Raw genomic sequence first — 15,381 nt, 5'->3', positions numbered from 1 at the left:
TCGGCTCCCGCATTCCGAATTCATCAAGGAGACATTGCCATGCAACACCGTCGCCAATTCCTGCACACCCTGGGCAGCGCCGCCGTCCTCGGCGGGCTGTCGCCCCTCTCGGCCCTGGCGCAGGGGCTGGACCAGGTCAAGATCATGTACGGCTTTCCGGCAGGCAGCGCCGGCGACAGCGTGGCTCGCCGCGTGGCCGAGAAGCTGGGCGGCACGCCCTACAGCAAGAACCCCGGCTTCGTCGAGAACAAGCCCGGCGCGGGCGGCCGCATCGCGGTCGAGACGCTGAAGAACTCGCCGGCCGACGGCTCGGTGCTCACGCTGGCCCCGGTGTCGGCGCTCGCGGTCTATCCCTACATCTATCCCAAGCTCGCCTACAAGCCCGAGGACGTCACCGCAGTGTCCATCGGCGCCATCATGTTCCACGGCCTGGCGGTCGGCCCGGCGGTGCCGGCGGAGGTGAAGACGCTCAAGGACTTCCTCGCCTGGGCCAAGGCCAACCCTGCGCAGGCCAGCTACGGCTCGCCCGGCGCCGGCTCGATGCCGCACCTGCTGGGCGCGCTGCTCGGCCTGCGCGCAGGCGTGGAGCTCAAGCACGTGCCCTACCGCGGCACCGTGCCCAGCATCACCGACCTGGTGGGCGGCCAGATCGCCGCCGCCATGAACCCCAGCGGCGACTACCTGCAGTACATGAAGACCGGCCGCGTGCGCGTGCTGGCCACCTCCGGGCGCAAGCGCTCGCCCTATCTGCCGGATGTGCCCACCTTCACCGAGCTGGGCTACCCGGACGTGACCTCGGAAGAGTGGTTCGGCTTCTACGCCCCCGCCAAGACGCCGGCCGCCACCATCGCGTCGGCCAATGCCGCGATCACCGCCGCGCTGAAGGACAAGTCGGTGATCGACGCCCTGGCACTGGTCGGCCTGGTGGCCAACGGCAGCACGCCGCAGGAAATGGCGGCCGACCAGAAGGCGGAGTACGAGCGCTGGGGCCCGCTGGTCAAGCAAATCGGCTTCACCGCAGAGTCATGATCGCCGGCGGCGCTTTCGAAGGCGCACTGCGCCGGGGCGTCCTGGGCCTCGCCGCGGCGCTGGTGGCCTGCACCTCCTCCGGCCCGGGCGCGCGGACCCCGCAGTTGTCGGCGGCACAGCCGGGCCCCTTGCTGTCCTGCACCGAGCTCGCCGCCAAGGCGGCCCGGCCGGACACGGTCTACACGAGCGCGGTGGAAGTCGCCGCCGGCCCCGTCACCGTCGGCAACGCCGGCGTGCCCGCGCCGGCGCACTGCCTGGTGCAGGGCCGCATGAACGAGCGCGTGAGCGCGGTCGACGGCCAGCGCTATGCCATCGGCTTCGAGATGCGCCTGCCGCGCGCCTGGAACGGCCGCTTCTTCCACCAGGCCAATGGCGGGCTGGACGGCGCCGTGGTGCCGGCCATGGGCGGCATCGGCGGCGGCGGTCCCGCGAGCACCGCCTTGCAGAGGGGCTTCGCCGTCATCAGCTCGGACGCCGGCCATGCGGGCTCGATGGGCCCGCGCTTCGGCCTCGATCCGCAGGCGCGGCAGGACTACGGCTACAACGCCGTCGCCCAGCTCACGCCCATGGCCAAGAACCTGATCGCGCAGGCCTACGGCCGCGGCCCGGACCGCTCCTACATCGGCGGCTGCTCCAACGGCGGCCGGCATGCGATGGTGGCAGCCGCCCGCTCGGCGGCCCAGTACGACGGCATCCTCGCCGGCAACCCCGGCTTCCAGCTGCCGAAGGCCGCGGTGGCGCAGCTCTACGGCGCGCAGCAGTACGCCAAGGTGGCGAGCGCCACGACGAGCGCCGGCCAGCCCGATCTGCAGAGCGCCTTCACGCCCGCGGAGCTGCAGCTGGTGGCGCGCCGCGTGCTCGCGCGCTGCGATGCCCTCGACGGGCTGGCCGACGGCATCGTCTCCGACGTGAAGGCCTGCCAGGCCCGCTTTCGCCTCGACACCGACGTGCCCACCTGCACCGGCGCGCGCGACGGCAGCTGCCTCGCCCCGGCGCAGAAGAGCGCGCTCGCCAACGTTCATGCCGGTGCGCGCAACAGCGCCGGCAAGCCGCTCTACAGCAGCTTTCCCTTCGACGCCGGCATCTCGGGCGCCAACTGGCGCGAGTGGAAGTTCGCGAGCCCGCAGACACGCGACGCGGGTGCGGTGGCCTTCATCTTCAGCACGCCGCCGCTGGCCGAGCGGCCGGGCGGCCTGCCCTTCGCGCTGGGCTTCGACATGGACCGCGATGCGCCCCTGATCGAGGCCGCGAGCGGCGGCTACCGCGAGTCGTCCATGGCCTTCATGGCACCGCCGGAAGCGACGAAGCTGGAGCGGCTGCGCGAGCGCGGCGCGAAGATGATCGTCTATCACGGCACCAGCGACCCGGTGTTCTCCTCCGACGACACGGCCGGCTGGTACGAGCGCCTGCAGGCGACCCACGGCGGCGATGCGGCCTCGTTCGCCCGCTACTTCCCGGTGCCCGGCATGAACCATTGCTCGGGCGGCCCCGCCGCCGACCAGTTCGACATGCTGAGCGCCCTGGTGGACTGGGTCGAGCAAGGCCGGGCGCCGCAGTCCGTCACCGCCAGCGCGCGCGGACCGGGCGCTCCCGTGGTCAATGCCGAGGTGCCGGCCGACTGGTCGCCCCGCCGCACCCGCCCGCTGTGCCCCTATCCGCGTGTCGCGACCTACACCGGCGGCGATACCGAAGCCGCTTCCAGCTTCGCCTGCCGATGAACTACCAGCCCCACCCCGACGATCAGCGCTTCCTGCTCGAGGCCGTGCTCGGCGCCACCCCACGCCTGCGCGCGCTCGGCCCTTTCGCCGAATTCGACGACGCCTTGCAGGCCCAGGTGCTGGACGAGGCCGGCAAGTTCGTGGCCGAGGTGATCGCGCCGCTGAACCGCACGGGCGACGAGACGGGTTGCCGTTTCGGCGACGGCGAGGTGCAGACGCCGCCGGGCTTCCGCGAGGCCTATGCGGGCCTGGTCGAAGGCGGCTGGCTCGCGCTCTCCGCGGCGCCGGAAGACGGCGGGCAGGGGCTGCCGGCCGTCCTCGAAGCCATCCTCTTCGAATGGCTCAGCGCCGCCAACCACGGCCTCACCATGGCGCCCGGCCTGCTGCACGGCGCCTACGAATGCATCAGGCACCACGGCAGCGAGGCCCTCCAGGCACGCTACCTGCCGAAAATCGCGAGCGGCGAGTGGCTGGCCACCATGTGCCTGACCGAAGCCCATGCCGGCAGCGACCTGGGCCAGGTGCGCACGCGCGCGGTGCCGCAGCCGGACGGCAGCTTTCAAGTCAGCGGCGGCAAGATCTTCATCTCCGGCGGCGAGCACGACCTCACGCCGAACATCGTTCATCTGGTGCTGTGCCGGCTCCCCGAGGCACCGGCCGGGCCCAAGGGCCTGTCGCTGGTCCTCGTGCCAAAACTCTTGCCGGACGGCGCGCGCAACGCCGTGCACTGCGAGCGCATCGAGGAAAAAATGGGCCTGCACGGCAGCCCCACCTGCGTGATGCGCTTCGACGGCGCCACCGGCTGGCTGGTCGGCGAGGCCCATCGGGGCCTGGCCGCCATGTTCGTGATGATGAACGCGGCGCGCCTGCATGTGGCACTGCAGGGCATCGGCCTGCTGGACGCAGCCTGGCAGAAGGCCGACGCCTATGCCCGCGAGCGCCGGCAGATGCGCGCGCCCGGCCCGGCACCGGCCAGCCGCGGCGCCGAGAGCGCCGACCTGATCGCCGAGCACCCGGCGGTGCGGCGCATCCTCGAGACGCAGCGCGCCTGGATCGACGGCGCCCGCCTGCTGGCCTACCGCACCGCGCTGCAACTGGACATCGCGCGCCACGATGCCGACCCCGCGCGCCGCGAGCGCGCCGAACGCGCATGCGCGCTGATCACGCCGGTGCTGAAGGCCGCCTGCACGCAGCAGGCCTTCGATGGCGCCAGCGCCTGCCTTCAGGTCTTCGGCGGCCACGGCTACGTGCGCGAATGGGGCATCGAGCAGGTGCTGCGCGACGCCCGCGTGACGATGATCTACGAGGGCACCAACGAAATCCAGGCCATCGACCTGGTCGTGCGCAAGCTGCTGCCCGACGGCGGCGCCGCCATGGCGGGCCTGCTGGTCGAGCTGCGCGACGAGCTCGATGCCTCCCGCGAGTTCGACGCCGAGGTGCAGCGCCGCTTCGCCCAGCTTCGCTATCTCGGCACCACGATCGCCCTCGCGGCGCAGCGCGACCCTGCGCTGGCGCACGAGGTGGCCGACGACTACCTGCGGGTCGTGGCGATCGCCCTGATGGCCTGGGCCTGCGCACGCATCGGCAACGTCGCGCCGGAGATCCCGCGCTGGACGGCACCTGCGGCGGCCTTTCGCCGCTTCGTGCTGCCGGAGTTCGAGATGCGCCTGGGCATGGTCAAGCGCGCCTGCGAGGCCGTCCTGTCGCCCGGCGCCGCAGCGTAGGGGGCACGCCCCTACGCCGGCCCGCGCAAACGCAGTTACCCTCGGGGCCATGCCAGCTCCGCGCAAGAAAGCCGCCGTCCCCGTCTCCGTCCCGCCGTCGCGCCCCGACCGGCTCGACACCCGCGTCCTCGAAGCCCTGGTGGGCTACAACGCCCGGCGCGCCTGGCTGGCGGTGAGCACGGTGTTCGCGGAGCGCATGGCGGTCTACGGGCTCAAGCAGGTGGACTTTTCCGTGCTCTCGCTGCTCGCCCACAATCCCGGCGCCACCTCGCGCCAGCTCTGCGCCACCCTGGACATCCTGCCGCCCAACCTGGTCAGCCTGATCTCCGCGATGGACAGCCGCGGCCTCATCGAGCGGCGCCCCCACCCCTACGACGGCCGCGCCATCGGCCTGTACCTGACGCCGGCCGGCGAAACGCTGGTGCGTGACGCCGAGCGAACCGTGGTCGAACTGGAGGCCGATGCCAGCGCCAAGCTCACGACGCGCGAGCGCGAGACGCTGATCCGGCTGCTTCAGAAGATCTACCACTGACCGGGACGCGCGCCCGGCCGCACGCCGAGGCGGCGAGATCGAATCGCCCAGCAGCCGTCAGGAAAATGCGTGCGACGAGCTCACCAGAATTTCCACCACGGCCCCGAAGCGGAGGAACGTGCCGGAGGCAGCGGCTGCAGGCCGGTGTCGCGAATGCGGCGGCGCTGCTCGGCCTCGAGGGCCTGCGCCATGCGATGCGCCAGCTGGTCGCCCTGCATGGCGCGGATGCGCCACTCGGCAGCCAGGGTTTGCAGCTCGGAATCCTCGAGTGCGGCGGGCGTCGTCATCGATTCGGACATGTGTGAAATTTTGCACACCCGAGGAGCACGCGGCAATCGTAGAGCTTTGCATTACATGGCCGATTAGGCCTATGTCAAAAGCTGTGTTTCCTGGTCAGGGCATGAATCCGTCCCAGCTCAGCTTGAGTCCGGTCAGGAGCATGCCGAGGTAGACGAAGCGGTAGAACCAGACCGCATCGATGCGGCGCGCGATGCGGATACCGACCCAGACGCCCAGCGGCGCGATGGGCAGCAGCACCAGCGAGGTCGCCATGTTGCGCCAATCGAGCAGGCCGAGCCAGGCATACGGAAGCCACTTGCTCAGGTTCACCACGAAGAAAAAGTAGGCGAGCGTCGCGGTGTAGGCCACCGGCGTGAGGCGCAGCGGGATCACGTAGGCATTGACCGGCGGGCCGCCCGCATGCGCGATAAAGCTGGTGAAGCCGCCGATGGCCGTCAAAACGGCACCGGTGGTTTTGGAAGGCGGCGGTGCGTCCGCGCGCGGCGGGAAAAGCAGCCGCTGCGCCAGGAACAGCAGCGTGAACACGCCGACGACGCCGGCCACCGTGTGCGCGGGCAGCGCCCGGAACAGCACCGTGCCGACCACCGTGCCCACCAGGCCGAAGGGGATCAGGAAATACAGCAGCGACCGATCGAAGTCGCGGCGAAAGGCGGCCAGGCCCAGCAGGTCCATCAGGAGCAGCACCGGCATCAGGATCGCCGCCGCCTGCGGCACCGTGACCGCCAGCGCCAGCATGGGCACCGCGAGGGAGCCGAAGCCGGCGCCGAAGCCGCTCTTGCTGACGCCGAGCAGGAGCACGGCGGGGACCGCGACGGCATAGAAATGCCAGTCGCTGATGATGGGGAGGGCCATGGGGGATGCGGAAAGGACGAGCGCGCCGCGGGAGCGGGCCACCGAGCGTAGCAGGAAGCGGCATCGTGATGCCCGGTTCGGAGTCCCATCGACGGCGGGGTCTGTGCGAACGCGCCGCCGTCGGCGCAGCGTTCAGGCCGGCGCCACATGCACCGTGGCCGCGTGCCCGCCCGCATCGATCGAGAAGCGCACCGGCAGGAAACGCTCGATCACCGCGCAGTTGGTGCGCGTGTGTTCCGTCAGCTCGCTGCAGCTGAAGGCGGCGGCCTGCCCGCTCTGCCACGTCGCCAGGGCCAGCAGCAGCGCCAGCTGGTCCGCCAAGTGCGGCCCGACCGCCGCTTCGCTCTTCTGGAAGGCGCGCACTTCCTTCACGAGCCGGTGCGCCACCTGCTCGGCCGACAATGCCTTCTCGCCGAAGCTCGTGAACACCTCCGTGACATGCTCGTACGCCAGCGTGGCCATGAGCGCATTGCCCGGGCCCTCGTTCTGCCGCGTACTGCCGCTGCGCAGTTGCTCGCGGGCCCAGCCCATCGCGCTGCCGAGCGCGTCGAGTTCGCGCGCCGCGACATGCCGCGGCAGGCCGGGCGCCAGGCACTCGGCATGCGCGTCCTGCAGCGCGCCGCGTGCATTCAGGTCGAAGGGCTTCAGCCCGCCGGCCGCGGGCACGACGGTCGCGTCCACCGCACCACCGCCGGCCGGATAGAAGCCGCAGCGATGCAGCTCCAGCCGCAGCTCGGCCCCCAGGCGGCGCACCAGCGGCGCATAGGCGCGCTCCAGGAAATGGAAGGGCGGCGCCATCGGGTTGTGCGTGCCGCCGGCGAGCGCGATGCGGCTGGGTCCATCGGCCAGCAGCAGCGCGGGCAGCACGGTCTGCAGCACCAGCATGCAGCTGCCCGCACTGGCCACGGCAAAGCGGTAGTCGCCGGCGCGCACGGCGCCGGGCACGAAGCGCAGGAACTGCGATCCCAGCTCCGCGCCCTCCACCCGTGCGCGGCTGACCTCCGCCGCGGCGTTCACGCAGGCCAGGTGCTGGCGCATCAGCCCCGGCCTGGGCCGGCGCGCACGGATGTTGTCGATGGCCAGGGCCTGGCCCGTCGCCATGGCCAGCGCAAGACCGGTGCGCAGGATCTGGCCGCCGCCTTCGCCTTGCGAGCCGTCGAGTTCGATCATCTCTTCTTCTGTCTTCATCTTCCTGTCGTTCGTTCGGATGCAGATCAGGTCGCCTGCCTGCCGGAGGCCTTGGCGGCAGCATAGGCGGCGGCACGTTCCCGCTGTTCGCGAAGCGCGCGGCGGCAGGCACGGCAGCGCACCGCCGTGCTGTCGATATGGCCGTGGGCCACCTCGTACCACCATTTCTGCTGCTTGGCCGTCCAGACCTCCTCGATGCCGCAGTCGCGGCAGGTGAAGGCCAGGTCGACATAGAAGGCGGGTAGCGGCCCATACGTGTTGTTGTAGCGCGCGAGCACGTCCTGGTCGGCCAGCTCCATGCCGGCAGGCCGCGCCCCGGCGGCGAGATGCCGCACGTCCTGCACACGCAGCTGCGCAACCAGCTTCCCGGCACGGTCGAGGCGCCGCTGCTTGATTTCGGCGCGGCGCTGCTTGTTGCTTTTCATGATCGTCCTGCCGGGCGCAGGCCTCTGCGGTGCCCTCGCCCTATCCTTTCACACACACCACCTGCTTGAGGATGTACACCACCTCCACCAGGTCCTTCTGCGCCTCCATCACCGCGTCGATGTCCTTGTAGGCCATCGGGATCTCGTCGATCACGTCGGCATCCTTGCGGCATTCGACGCCCTGGGTCGCAGCAATCTGGTCGGCCACGGTGTAGAGCTTCTTCGCCTTGGTGCGGCTCATCTTGCGGCCGGCGCCGTGGCTGCAGCTCATGAAGCTCTCGGGATTGCCCTTGCCGCGCACGATGTAGCTCCTGGCGCCCATGCTGCCCGGGATGATCCCCAGCTCGCCGGCTTTCGCGCTCACCGCGCCCTTGCGGGTCACGAGCACCTCCTGGCCGAAGTGCGTCTCGCGCTGTACGTAGTTGTGGTGGCAGTTCACTGCTTCCACATGCGCCTCGAAGGTCTTGCCGATCACCTTGCGCGCGGCCGCGACCACGCGCTGCATCATCACCTCGCGGTTGGCGCGCGCGAACTTCTGGGCCCAGCCCACGGCGCGCACGTAGTCGCCGAAGTACCTGGCGCCCTCCTCGAAGTAGGCGAGGTCCTGGTCGGGCAGGTTGCGCTGGTGCTGCTCGGCGTCCTTTTTCGCGAGCTCGATGAAGTGGGTGCCGATGGCATTGCCCACGCCGCGCGAACCCGAGTGCAGCATGAACCACACCGACCCCGCTTCGTCGAGGCAGACCTCGATGAAGTGATTGCCCGTGCCCAGCGTTCCCAAGTGCTTGTGGTTGTTGGTGTTCTTCAGGCGCGGGTAGTCCTCGCAGATGGCCTCGAATTCGTCGACCAGGCGGGCCCAGGCGGCATCGGTCTCGTCGGGCGGGGTCTCCCACGAACCCTTGTCGCGGCCCGTTCGCCTGGGATTGCTGCCGTGCGGCACGGCCTTTTCGATCGCAGAGCGCAGCGGGCCCAGGTTGTCGGGCAGATCGTTGGCGTGCAACGTGGTCTTGCACGCCATCATTCCGCAGCCGATGTCCACGCCCACCGCGGCCGGAATGATGGCCTTGAAGGTCGGGATCACCGAACCCACGGTCGCGCCGATGCCGTAGTGCACGTCGGGCATGGCCGCGATGTGCTTGAACACGATGGGCAGGCGTGCGGCGTTCTCGAGCTGCCGCCGTGCCTCGTCCTCGACCGGTACGCCGCGGGTCCACATCTTCACCGGCACGCCGCCGTCGACGGGGTGTACGTCGTAGTTCTTTCCCTGCATTGCATTCTCCCGTTGCGGAAGGTGCCTGTCGCCCCTTCCCGACTCAAGCCGCAGCAGCCGGCGAGTCAGTGTCTGCCCATACACGCGTAGGATATTCCCAGCCATCCATTCATGAAGCAATTCGACGCCAACACCACCCGATCCGCCCTGGATTTCGCCCGCCTGATCCCCGCGCTGCGCGACGCCTTTGCGGGCGAGGCCACGGTCCCGCCGCGCCACGTGCACGCGGTCGAGGCGGGCAGCGACCGCGGCACGGTGCTGATCATGCCGGCCTGGAGCGAGGCGGGCTTTCTCGGCATCAAGACCATCAACATCTTTCCCGGCAACGGCGCACGCGGGCTGCCGGGGCTGCACGCGACCTATGTGCTCTACGACGCGCACACCGGCGTGCCGCTGGCGATGATGGACGGCAACGAGATCACGGCACATCGCACGGCCGCGGCCTCGGCGCTGGGTGCGTCCTTTCTTGCGCGCAGGGAGGCACGGCGCCTGCTCGTGCTGGGCACCGGCCGCGTCGCAAGGCTGCTGCCGGCCGCGCATGCCGCCACACGTGCGATCGAGGAGGTGTGGGTCTGGAATCACCGCCCCGAAGGTGCGCAGGCCCTGGCGGCGCAATGGCGCGGCGAAGGCTGGAACGCACGCGCCGCGGCCGACCTCGAGGCCGCCGTGCGCAGCGCCGACATCGTGAGCTGCGCGACGCTCGCCACCTCGCCGCTGGTCAAGGGCGAGTGGCTCGCGCCGGGCTCGCACCTGGACCTGATCGGCAGCTTCACGCCGCAGATGCGCGAGGCCGACCCGGCCTGCTTTGCCGGCGCGCGGACCTTCGTCGATACGGAAGAAGCGCCCCGGAAGACCGGCGACCTGCTCGATGCGTTCGCGGCCGGCACGCTGGCGCGCGATGCGCTTCAGGCCACGCTCGCCGACCTGTGCAAAGGCCGGCGCGGCGGGCGCGCGAGCGATACGGAACGCACCGTCTTCAAGGCCGTCGGCAGCGCGCTGGAGGATCTCGCGGCCGCCACGCTGGTGTGGCAGGCCGTGGAGCCGGGCCCCCTCAGTCCAGCGAAACGTTCGCCTTCCTGATCACATCGCCGAAGCGCTGCGTCTCGCTCTTCACGAACTGCGCGAACTGCTCGCGGCGCATCCGGCAGCAGCCCACGCCGGACGAGCCCGGTCAGACGCGTTCGAGGATGACCGCGATGCCTTGCCCCACGCCGATGCACATGGTGCACAGCGCATAGCGGCCGCCACCCTTGTGCAGCTGGTTCACCGCCGTGGTCGCCAGCCTTGCGCCGCTGGCGCCCAGCGGGTGGCCCAGCGCGATCGCGCCGCCGTTGATGTTGACGCGCGCATCGTCGTCCTTCAGGCCCAGCAGGCGCAGCACCGCGAGGCCCTGCGCTGCGAAGGCCTCGTTGAGTTCGATCACGTCGATCTGGTCGAGCTTGAGCCCGGTGAGCTTCAGCACCTTCTCGGTGGCCGGCGCCGGGCCGATGCCCATCACGCGCGGCGGCACGCCGGCGGTGGCCATGCCGACCACGCGGGCGCGCGGCGTGAGGCCGTGCTTCGCCGCGCTTGCCTCGTCGGCCAGCAGCAGCGCGCAGGCGCCGTCGTTCACGCCGCTGGCGTTGCCGGCCGTCACCGAGCCGTCGGGACGCACCACGCCCTTGAGCTTGGCCAAGGCTTCCAGGCTGGTGTCGCGCGGATGCTCGTCCTTGTCGACGACGATCGGATCACCCTTCTTCTGCGGCACATGCACCGGGACGATCTCGGCGTCGAAGAAGCCCGACTTCTGCGCCGCCACGGCGCGTTGCTGCGACGCCAGGGCCATGCGGTCCTGCGCCTCGCGCTCGATCTTGTGGTCGGTGGCGACGTTCTCCGCCGTCTCCGGCATGGAGTCGACGCCGTACTGCGCCTTCATAAGCTTGTTGACGAAGCGCCAGCCGATGGTCGTGTCGTACACCGCGTTGTTGCGGCTGAAGGCGCTCTCGGCCTTCGGCATGACGAAGGGGGCGCGGCTCATGCTCTCCACGCCCCCCGCGATCATCAGCCCGGCCTCGCCGGCCTTGATGGCGCGCGCCGCGGTGCCCACCGCGTCCAGCCCCGAGCCGCACAGGCGGTTGATGGTGCCGCCGCCGACTTCGAGCGGCAGCCCCGCCAGCAGCGCCGCCATGCGCGCCACGTTGCGGTTGTCCTCGCCGGCCTGGTTGGCGCAGCCGTAGAGCACGTCGGTGACAGCCTGCCAGTCGACATCCTTGTTGCGCTCCATCAGCGCCTTGATCGGCACGGCGCCCAGGTCGTCGGCGCGCACGGCGGAGAGGGAGCCGCCGTAGCGGCCGAAGGGGGTGCGAACGGCGTCGCAGATGAAGGCTTGGGTGGTCATGGTGTGTCTCTCTCAGGAATGTTTCTGTCTCAGGCTGCGATCGGCAGCCCGACCAGCTTTTCGAGCTCCGCATGCTCGAGCCCTTCGACCTTGTCGATGAGCTTCAGGCCTGCGGGCGTGCATTCGATGGTGGCCAGGTCGGAGTACACGCGCTTCACGCAGCCGATGCCGGTCAGGGGGTAGGTGCACTTGGCGACGATCTTGCTCTCGCCCTTCTTGGTGAGCAAGTCCATCATCACCCAGGTCTGCTTCGCGCCGATGGCCAGGTCCATCGCGCCGCCGACGGCGGGGATGGCGCCCTCCTCGCCCGTGCTCCAGTTCGCCAGGTCGCCGGTGGCCGAGACCTGGAAGGCGCCCAGCACGCAGATGTCGAGATGGCCGCCGCGCATCATCGCGAAGCTGTCGGCATGGTGGAAGTAGGCGCCGCCCGGCAGCAGCGTGACGGGCTGCTTGCCGGCGTTGATGAGGTCATAGTCTTCCTGCCCCGCGGCGGGCGCCGGCCCCATGCCGAGGATGCCGTTCTCGCTGTGCAGGATGACCTCCCGGCCGGCCGGCAGGTGGTTGGCCACCAGCGTGGGCTGGCCGATGCCGAGGTTGACGACGGCGCCGTCGAAGATGTCCTGCGCGACCCGCGCGGCGAGCTGGTCCTTGGTGCGGCGCTGGTAGTTGCTTGTGCTCATGGTCATGCTGCCTTCTTGAAGCCGCCGGCCTGGGTGGCGACGCGGTCGATCTTGACGATGTTGCTGACGAAGATGCCGGGGGTGACGATGGTCTCGGGGTCCAGCTCGCCCAGCTCCACGATCTCGTGCACGGTGGCGATGGTGCGCTCGGACGCCATGGCCATCACCGGCCCGAAGTTGCGCGCCGCCTTGCGGTACGTGAGATTGCCCCAGCGATCGCCCTGCTCGGCCTTGATCAGCGCCACGTCGCCGCGGATCGGGTACTCCAGCACGTATTGCTTGCCGTCGATGATGCGCGTCTCCCGCTCGCCCGCCAGCTGGGTGCCGTAGCCGGTGGGACAGAAGAAGGCGCCGACCCCGGCGCCGGCCGCGCGGATGCGCTCGGCCAGGTTGCCCTGCGGCACCAGCTCGAGCTCCAGCTTGCCGGAGCGGTAGAGCTCGTCGAACACGTAGCTGTCGGCCTGGCGCGGGAAGCTGCAGATGATCTTGCGCACACGCCCGGCCTTGAGCAGCGCGGCCAGGCCCGTGTCGCCGTTGCCGGCGTTGTTGTTGACGACGGTGAGCTCCTTGGCGCCCTGCTCGATCAGGCCGTCGATGAGCTCGTTGGGGATGCCGGCGGTGCCGAAGCCGCCGATGAGGACCGTGGCGCCGTCGGGGATGCCGGCCATGGCATCGGCGATCGAGCGGGCGATCTTGTTGATCATGGAATCTGTCTCCGGGGTAAGGGAAAAGCCGAAGGCCTCGGCTTCAGGCGTGGAGCACAATGTTCTCGGTTGTTCGTGTATCGAACATGTGTTCGTATAATGAATTCTAAAGAAGATCGCTCCTCATGGCAACCCTGAACCAACCCGCCGCCCCCACGCCCGGCGACAGCTACGTCCAGTCCTTCGCGCGCGGGCTGCAGGTCATCCGCTCCTTCAGCGAGCGCGCGCCGCGCCAGACGCTCAGCGAAGTCGCGGCCGCAACCGGCCTGACGCGCGCCGGCGCGCGGCGCATCCTGCTCACGCTGCAGACGCTGGGCTATGTGGACTTCGACGGCAAGCTGTTCGCGTTGACCCCGCGCATCCTCGACCTGGGCTTTGCCTACCTGTCGTCGATGCCCATCTGGAACCGCGCCGAGCCGGTGATGGAGGCGCTGGTGCAGCAGGTGCAGGAGTCCTGCTCGGCCGCGGTGCTCGACGACACCGACATCGTTTATGTGATGCGCGTTTCCACCCACAAGATCATGCGCATCAGCCTGGGCGTGGGCTCGCGCCTGCCGGCCTGGTGCACGTCGATGGGCCGGCTGCTGCTGGCCGACCTGGACGACGAGGCGCTGCGCGCGCGCCTCGAGGCTTCGAACGTCGAGCCCCTCACGCGCCACACGCTGACCGACATCGACGCGCTCGTCGCCAAGGTGCTGCAGGCGCGGCGGCAGCGCTGGTGCCTGGTGAACCAGGAGCTGGAAGAGGGGCTGATCTCGATCGCCGCGCCGATCGTGGACCGAAGCAGGCGCATGGTGGCCGCGCTCAACATCAGCGGGCAGGCCAACCGGACCAGCGCGAAAGTGATGCAGGACACGATGCTGCCGGCGCTGGTGGAGGCGGCGCAGGAGATCTCACGCCTGCTCTGAACAAAAAGAAGCCGCCCGGTGGGCGGCTTCGGCTCAGCATCGCCGGCCCTGCGCGGGACCGGCCATGCCTTGGCTTACTTCTTCTTGGCAGTGGCCTTCTTCGGTGCAGCAGCCTTCTTCGCGGCAGGCTTGGCCGCGGCCTTCTCGGCCTTGCGCTTGGCGGCCTTCGGGTCGATGGCAGCCTTGAAGGCGGCGCCCGGCACGAACTTCGGCACCTTGGTTGCCGCGATCTTGATCTTCGTGCCGGCCTGGGGGTTGAAGCCGGAGCGCGCGGCGCGGGCGACCTGCTTGAAGGTGCCGAAGCCGACGATCTGGACCGGGTCGTCCTTCTTCACGGCGTTGACGATGGCGCTGGTGACTGTTTCGAGGACGCGCGCGGCTTCGGCCTTGCTCAGCGTGTGGGCGGTGGCGATCTTCTCGACCAGTTCGATTCGATTCATTCAGGGTTCCTTGGATTGAGACACGCCGCGTTGCCAGCAGCGGCCCCGGCCGATGCCGGGGCGGGCGGAGTGTACTGGCTCCGAAGCAAGGCCTGGCCGGGCAGTCCCCAGGATGGCCGGCGAGGACCGTCCGCTCAGGCCTGCGGGAAGGCCTTGGTCCGATTCAAGGACCAGCCCAGCGTCATCCCGGCAGCGGCAATCAAGATGGCCGCCGAGCCGACGAGCTGCAGCGGCTTGAGCCGGTGGTCGAAGGCGACGAAGTCCACCACCATGGCGACGATCGGGTAGAGGAAAGACAGCGCCCCCACCGAGTGCGTCGGCAGCTTCTGAATCGCGCCGTACAGAAGCGCGAACACCAGGCCGGTGTACACCGCGCCCATCACCACGAAGTCGCCCCAGACGCGGTAGTCGGAGGGAAGATGCCTCAGGTCCGCAAAGGGCGCGATCATGAGGATGCCGACGCAGACATGGATCAGCGCGATGAGGTGCGGCGGCGTGTCGTCGAGCTTCTTGGTCACGATCGCCGAGATGGCGTAGAAGAATGCCGCACCGAGGGCCATCAGGACCCCGGCGATGTAGGCCGAGTCCGGACCCGCATAGGTGGCCGCGGACGGCCTGGCCTGCACGATGAGCAGCACGCCCGCGAACGCGATGGCCAGCCAAGCGAGCTTGGCGGCGGTGATGCGCTCGGAGAAGAATATGGCGCCCAGGCCGATCAGGATGAAGGGCTGCGTGTTGTAGACGGCAATGGCGACCGAGATCGAGGCCCGAGAGAAGGAGGCGAAGATCAAGAGCCAGTTGAGGACGATGGCCACGCCGCCGAGGGCAGCCCAGCCGACCTGCCTGAGCGTGAGCCTGCCGCGCAGCGATCCCGTGAAGGCACAGACCGCCAGCAGCGTCGCCGCCCCGAAGACACAGCGCCAGAACAACAACTGAATGACCGGCTGCCCGGAGTGGACGACGAACCAGCCGATGGTGCCGGAGATCAGCATGGCCGCCATCATCTGGAGCGTGCCGGTGACTTTGTTGTTCATGCGGAAGGGCGTCGGGCTAGGGCTATGTGGCGAGCACCCGTATTGTCGCCTGCGGCCCGAACCCTGCGGCCAACCTTTACTTCGTTACTTTCGCCGCGGCGCAGCCCGTCTGCATCACCCATCCAGTGATCGCATCGCCCGCGGGCTCTGTTCGAGCCGGCGCACGGCGGCGGCCCGCGTTGCAGACTGAAACGTCCGGGGCC

The 15,381-nt window shown here is 69.7% G+C and carries 16 protein-coding genes; 6 read left to right on the top strand and 10 right to left on the bottom strand.

The genetic code is table 11. From position 1 onward, the window contains the following. The first annotated feature begins 39 nt into the window (after nt 1-39). From AC3A6Y_RS09470 to AC3A6Y_RS09455, 4 genes are read left to right on the top strand one after another with little or no spacing between them, the layout of a single operon-like run. The gene (locus tag AC3A6Y_RS09470) at nt 40-1,029 is read left to right on the top strand and encodes a tripartite tricarboxylate transporter substrate-binding protein (RefSeq protein WP_487867977.1); all 990 of its coding nucleotides are present in this window, start codon (nt 40-42) and stop codon (nt 1,027-1,029) included. Then, entirely contained in the window at nt 1,026-2,747 is a 1,722-nt protein-coding gene (locus tag AC3A6Y_RS09465) for a tannase/feruloyl esterase family alpha/beta hydrolase (RefSeq protein ID WP_487867976.1), read from the top strand. Before AC3A6Y_RS09470 ends, AC3A6Y_RS09465 begins: the two co-directional genes overlap by 4 nt. Further along, nucleotides 2,744-4,471, top strand: coding sequence for an acyl-CoA dehydrogenase family protein (locus AC3A6Y_RS09460; RefSeq protein WP_487867975.1), 1,728 nt, complete (start codon nt 2,744-2,746; stop codon nt 4,469-4,471). Before AC3A6Y_RS09465 ends, AC3A6Y_RS09460 begins: the two co-directional genes overlap by 4 nt. Before the next feature lie 49 nt (nt 4,472-4,520). Continuing rightward, entirely contained in the window at nt 4,521-5,003 is a 483-nt protein-coding gene (locus AC3A6Y_RS09455; protein WP_487867974.1) for a MarR family winged helix-turn-helix transcriptional regulator, read from the top strand. An 80-nt stretch (nt 5,004-5,083) separates the two neighbouring features. Here the strand turns inward: AC3A6Y_RS09455 and AC3A6Y_RS09450 are convergent, their stop codons facing one another. The 5 genes from AC3A6Y_RS09450 to AC3A6Y_RS09430 form a co-directional block, all read right to left on the bottom strand. Next, nucleotides 5,084-5,302 carry a hypothetical protein gene (locus AC3A6Y_RS09450; RefSeq protein ID WP_487867973.1) on the bottom strand — a complete coding sequence of 73 codons (219 nt, stop codon included), beginning with the start codon at nt 5,300-5,302 and terminating at the stop codon, nt 5,084-5,086. A gap of 94 nt (nt 5,303-5,396) precedes the next feature. Then, entirely contained in the window at nt 5,397-6,155 is a 759-nt protein-coding gene (locus tag AC3A6Y_RS09445) for a sulfite exporter TauE/SafE family protein (protein ID WP_487867972.1), read from the bottom strand. 132 nt (nt 6,156-6,287) lie between these two features. Further along, the gene (rtcA, locus tag AC3A6Y_RS09440) at nt 6,288-7,325 is read right to left on the bottom strand and encodes an RNA 3'-terminal phosphate cyclase (RefSeq protein WP_487869037.1); all 1,038 of its coding nucleotides are present in this window, start codon (nt 7,323-7,325) and stop codon (nt 6,288-6,290) included. 44 nt (nt 7,326-7,369) lie between these two features. Next, nucleotides 7,370-7,768 (bottom strand): zinc-ribbon domain containing protein, encoded by a 399-nt coding sequence (locus tag AC3A6Y_RS09435; RefSeq protein WP_487867971.1) that lies wholly within the window; start codon nt 7,766-7,768, stop codon nt 7,370-7,372. A gap of 40 nt (nt 7,769-7,808) precedes the next feature. Next, nucleotides 7,809-9,035, bottom strand: coding sequence for an RtcB family protein (locus AC3A6Y_RS09430; protein WP_487867970.1), 1,227 nt, complete (start codon nt 9,033-9,035; stop codon nt 7,809-7,811). A 111-nt stretch (nt 9,036-9,146) separates the two neighbouring features. Between AC3A6Y_RS09430 and lhpI the strand changes: the two genes are divergently transcribed. After that, nucleotides 9,147-10,115, top strand: coding sequence for a bifunctional Delta(1)-pyrroline-2-carboxylate/Delta(1)-piperideine-2-carboxylate reductase (gene lhpI / locus AC3A6Y_RS09425; protein WP_487867969.1), 969 nt, complete (start codon nt 9,147-9,149; stop codon nt 10,113-10,115). Nucleotides 10,116-10,206: 91 nt separating this feature from the next. On the opposite strand, the gene pcaF is transcribed toward lhpI, so the two are convergent. Genes pcaF through AC3A6Y_RS09410 form a run of 3 tightly spaced genes read right to left on the bottom strand, consistent with a single transcriptional unit; the run spans nt 10,207 to nt 12,796 of the window. Then, on the bottom strand, nt 10,207-11,412 hold the full coding sequence (gene pcaF, locus AC3A6Y_RS09420; protein WP_487867968.1) for a 3-oxoadipyl-CoA thiolase: 1,206 nt from the start codon (nt 11,410-11,412) through the stop codon (nt 10,207-10,209). A gap of 29 nt (nt 11,413-11,441) precedes the next feature. Continuing rightward, nucleotides 11,442-12,098: a 3-oxoacid CoA-transferase subunit B gene (locus AC3A6Y_RS09415; RefSeq protein WP_487867967.1), complete on the bottom strand. Its 657-nt coding sequence runs from the start codon at nt 12,096-12,098 to the stop codon at nt 11,442-11,444. Then, nucleotides 12,095-12,796, bottom strand: coding sequence for a 3-oxoacid CoA-transferase subunit A (locus AC3A6Y_RS09410; protein WP_487867966.1), 702 nt, complete (start codon nt 12,794-12,796; stop codon nt 12,095-12,097). Before AC3A6Y_RS09410 ends, AC3A6Y_RS09415 begins: the two co-directional genes overlap by 4 nt. A 125-nt stretch (nt 12,797-12,921) precedes the next feature. Here AC3A6Y_RS09410 and AC3A6Y_RS09405 point away from each other — a divergent pair, with 125 nt between their 5' ends. Further along, nucleotides 12,922-13,704 (top strand): IclR family transcriptional regulator domain-containing protein, encoded by a 783-nt coding sequence (locus AC3A6Y_RS09405; protein WP_487867965.1) that lies wholly within the window; start codon nt 12,922-12,924, stop codon nt 13,702-13,704. Between the two features lie 74 nt (nt 13,705-13,778). Here the strand turns inward: AC3A6Y_RS09405 and AC3A6Y_RS09400 are convergent, their stop codons facing one another. Next, entirely contained in the window at nt 13,779-14,144 is a 366-nt protein-coding gene (locus AC3A6Y_RS09400) for an HU family DNA-binding protein (RefSeq protein WP_487867964.1), read from the bottom strand. A gap of 134 nt (nt 14,145-14,278) precedes the next feature. Beyond that, entirely contained in the window at nt 14,279-15,178 is a 900-nt protein-coding gene (locus tag AC3A6Y_RS09395) for a DMT family transporter (RefSeq protein WP_487867963.1), read from the bottom strand. Nucleotides 15,179-15,381: the final 203 nt, after the last annotated feature.

This window comes from Variovorax sp. Soil_C_17 (assembly GCF_057657265.1).
This window is presented reverse-complemented; position numbering and strand designations above follow the sequence as displayed.

Excerpts from the sequence above, each read along its gene's own strand:
- rtcA (WP_487869037.1), bottom strand. The coding sequence starts at position 7,325 with ATGATCGAACTCGACGGCTCGCAAGGCGAAGGCGGCGGCCAGATCCTG.
- AC3A6Y_RS09455 (WP_487867974.1), top strand. The coding sequence starts at position 4,521 with ATGCCAGCTCCGCGCAAGAAAGCCGCCGTCCCCGTCTCCGTCCCGCCG.
- AC3A6Y_RS09395 (WP_487867963.1), bottom strand. The coding sequence starts at position 15,178 with ATGAACAACAAAGTCACCGGCACGCTCCAGATGATGGCGGCCATGCTG.
- pcaF (WP_487867968.1), bottom strand. The coding sequence starts at position 11,412 with ATGACCACCCAAGCCTTCATCTGCGACGCCGTTCGCACCCCCTTCGGC.
- AC3A6Y_RS09410 (WP_487867966.1), bottom strand. The coding sequence starts at position 12,796 with ATGATCAACAAGATCGCCCGCTCGATCGCCGATGCCATGGCCGGCATC.
- AC3A6Y_RS09470 (WP_487867977.1), top strand. The coding sequence starts at position 40 with ATGCAACACCGTCGCCAATTCCTGCACACCCTGGGCAGCGCCGCCGTC.
- AC3A6Y_RS09415 (WP_487867967.1), bottom strand. The coding sequence starts at position 12,098 with ATGACCATGAGCACAAGCAACTACCAGCGCCGCACCAAGGACCAGCTC.
- AC3A6Y_RS09435 (WP_487867971.1), bottom strand. The coding sequence starts at position 7,768 with ATGAAAAGCAACAAGCAGCGCCGCGCCGAAATCAAGCAGCGGCGCCTC.
- AC3A6Y_RS09450 (WP_487867973.1), bottom strand. The coding sequence starts at position 5,302 with ATGTCCGAATCGATGACGACGCCCGCCGCACTCGAGGATTCCGAGCTG.
- lhpI (WP_487867969.1), top strand. The coding sequence starts at position 9,147 with ATGAAGCAATTCGACGCCAACACCACCCGATCCGCCCTGGATTTCGCC.
- AC3A6Y_RS09430 (WP_487867970.1), bottom strand. The coding sequence starts at position 9,035 with ATGCAGGGAAAGAACTACGACGTACACCCCGTCGACGGCGGCGTGCCG.
- AC3A6Y_RS09400 (WP_487867964.1), bottom strand. The coding sequence starts at position 14,144 with ATGAATCGAATCGAACTGGTCGAGAAGATCGCCACCGCCCACACGCTG.
- AC3A6Y_RS09405 (WP_487867965.1), top strand. The coding sequence starts at position 12,922 with ATGGCAACCCTGAACCAACCCGCCGCCCCCACGCCCGGCGACAGCTAC.
- AC3A6Y_RS09465 (WP_487867976.1), top strand. The coding sequence starts at position 1,026 with ATGATCGCCGGCGGCGCTTTCGAAGGCGCACTGCGCCGGGGCGTCCTG.
- AC3A6Y_RS09460 (WP_487867975.1), top strand. The coding sequence starts at position 2,744 with ATGAACTACCAGCCCCACCCCGACGATCAGCGCTTCCTGCTCGAGGCC.
- AC3A6Y_RS09445 (WP_487867972.1), bottom strand. The coding sequence starts at position 6,155 with ATGGCCCTCCCCATCATCAGCGACTGGCATTTCTATGCCGTCGCGGTC.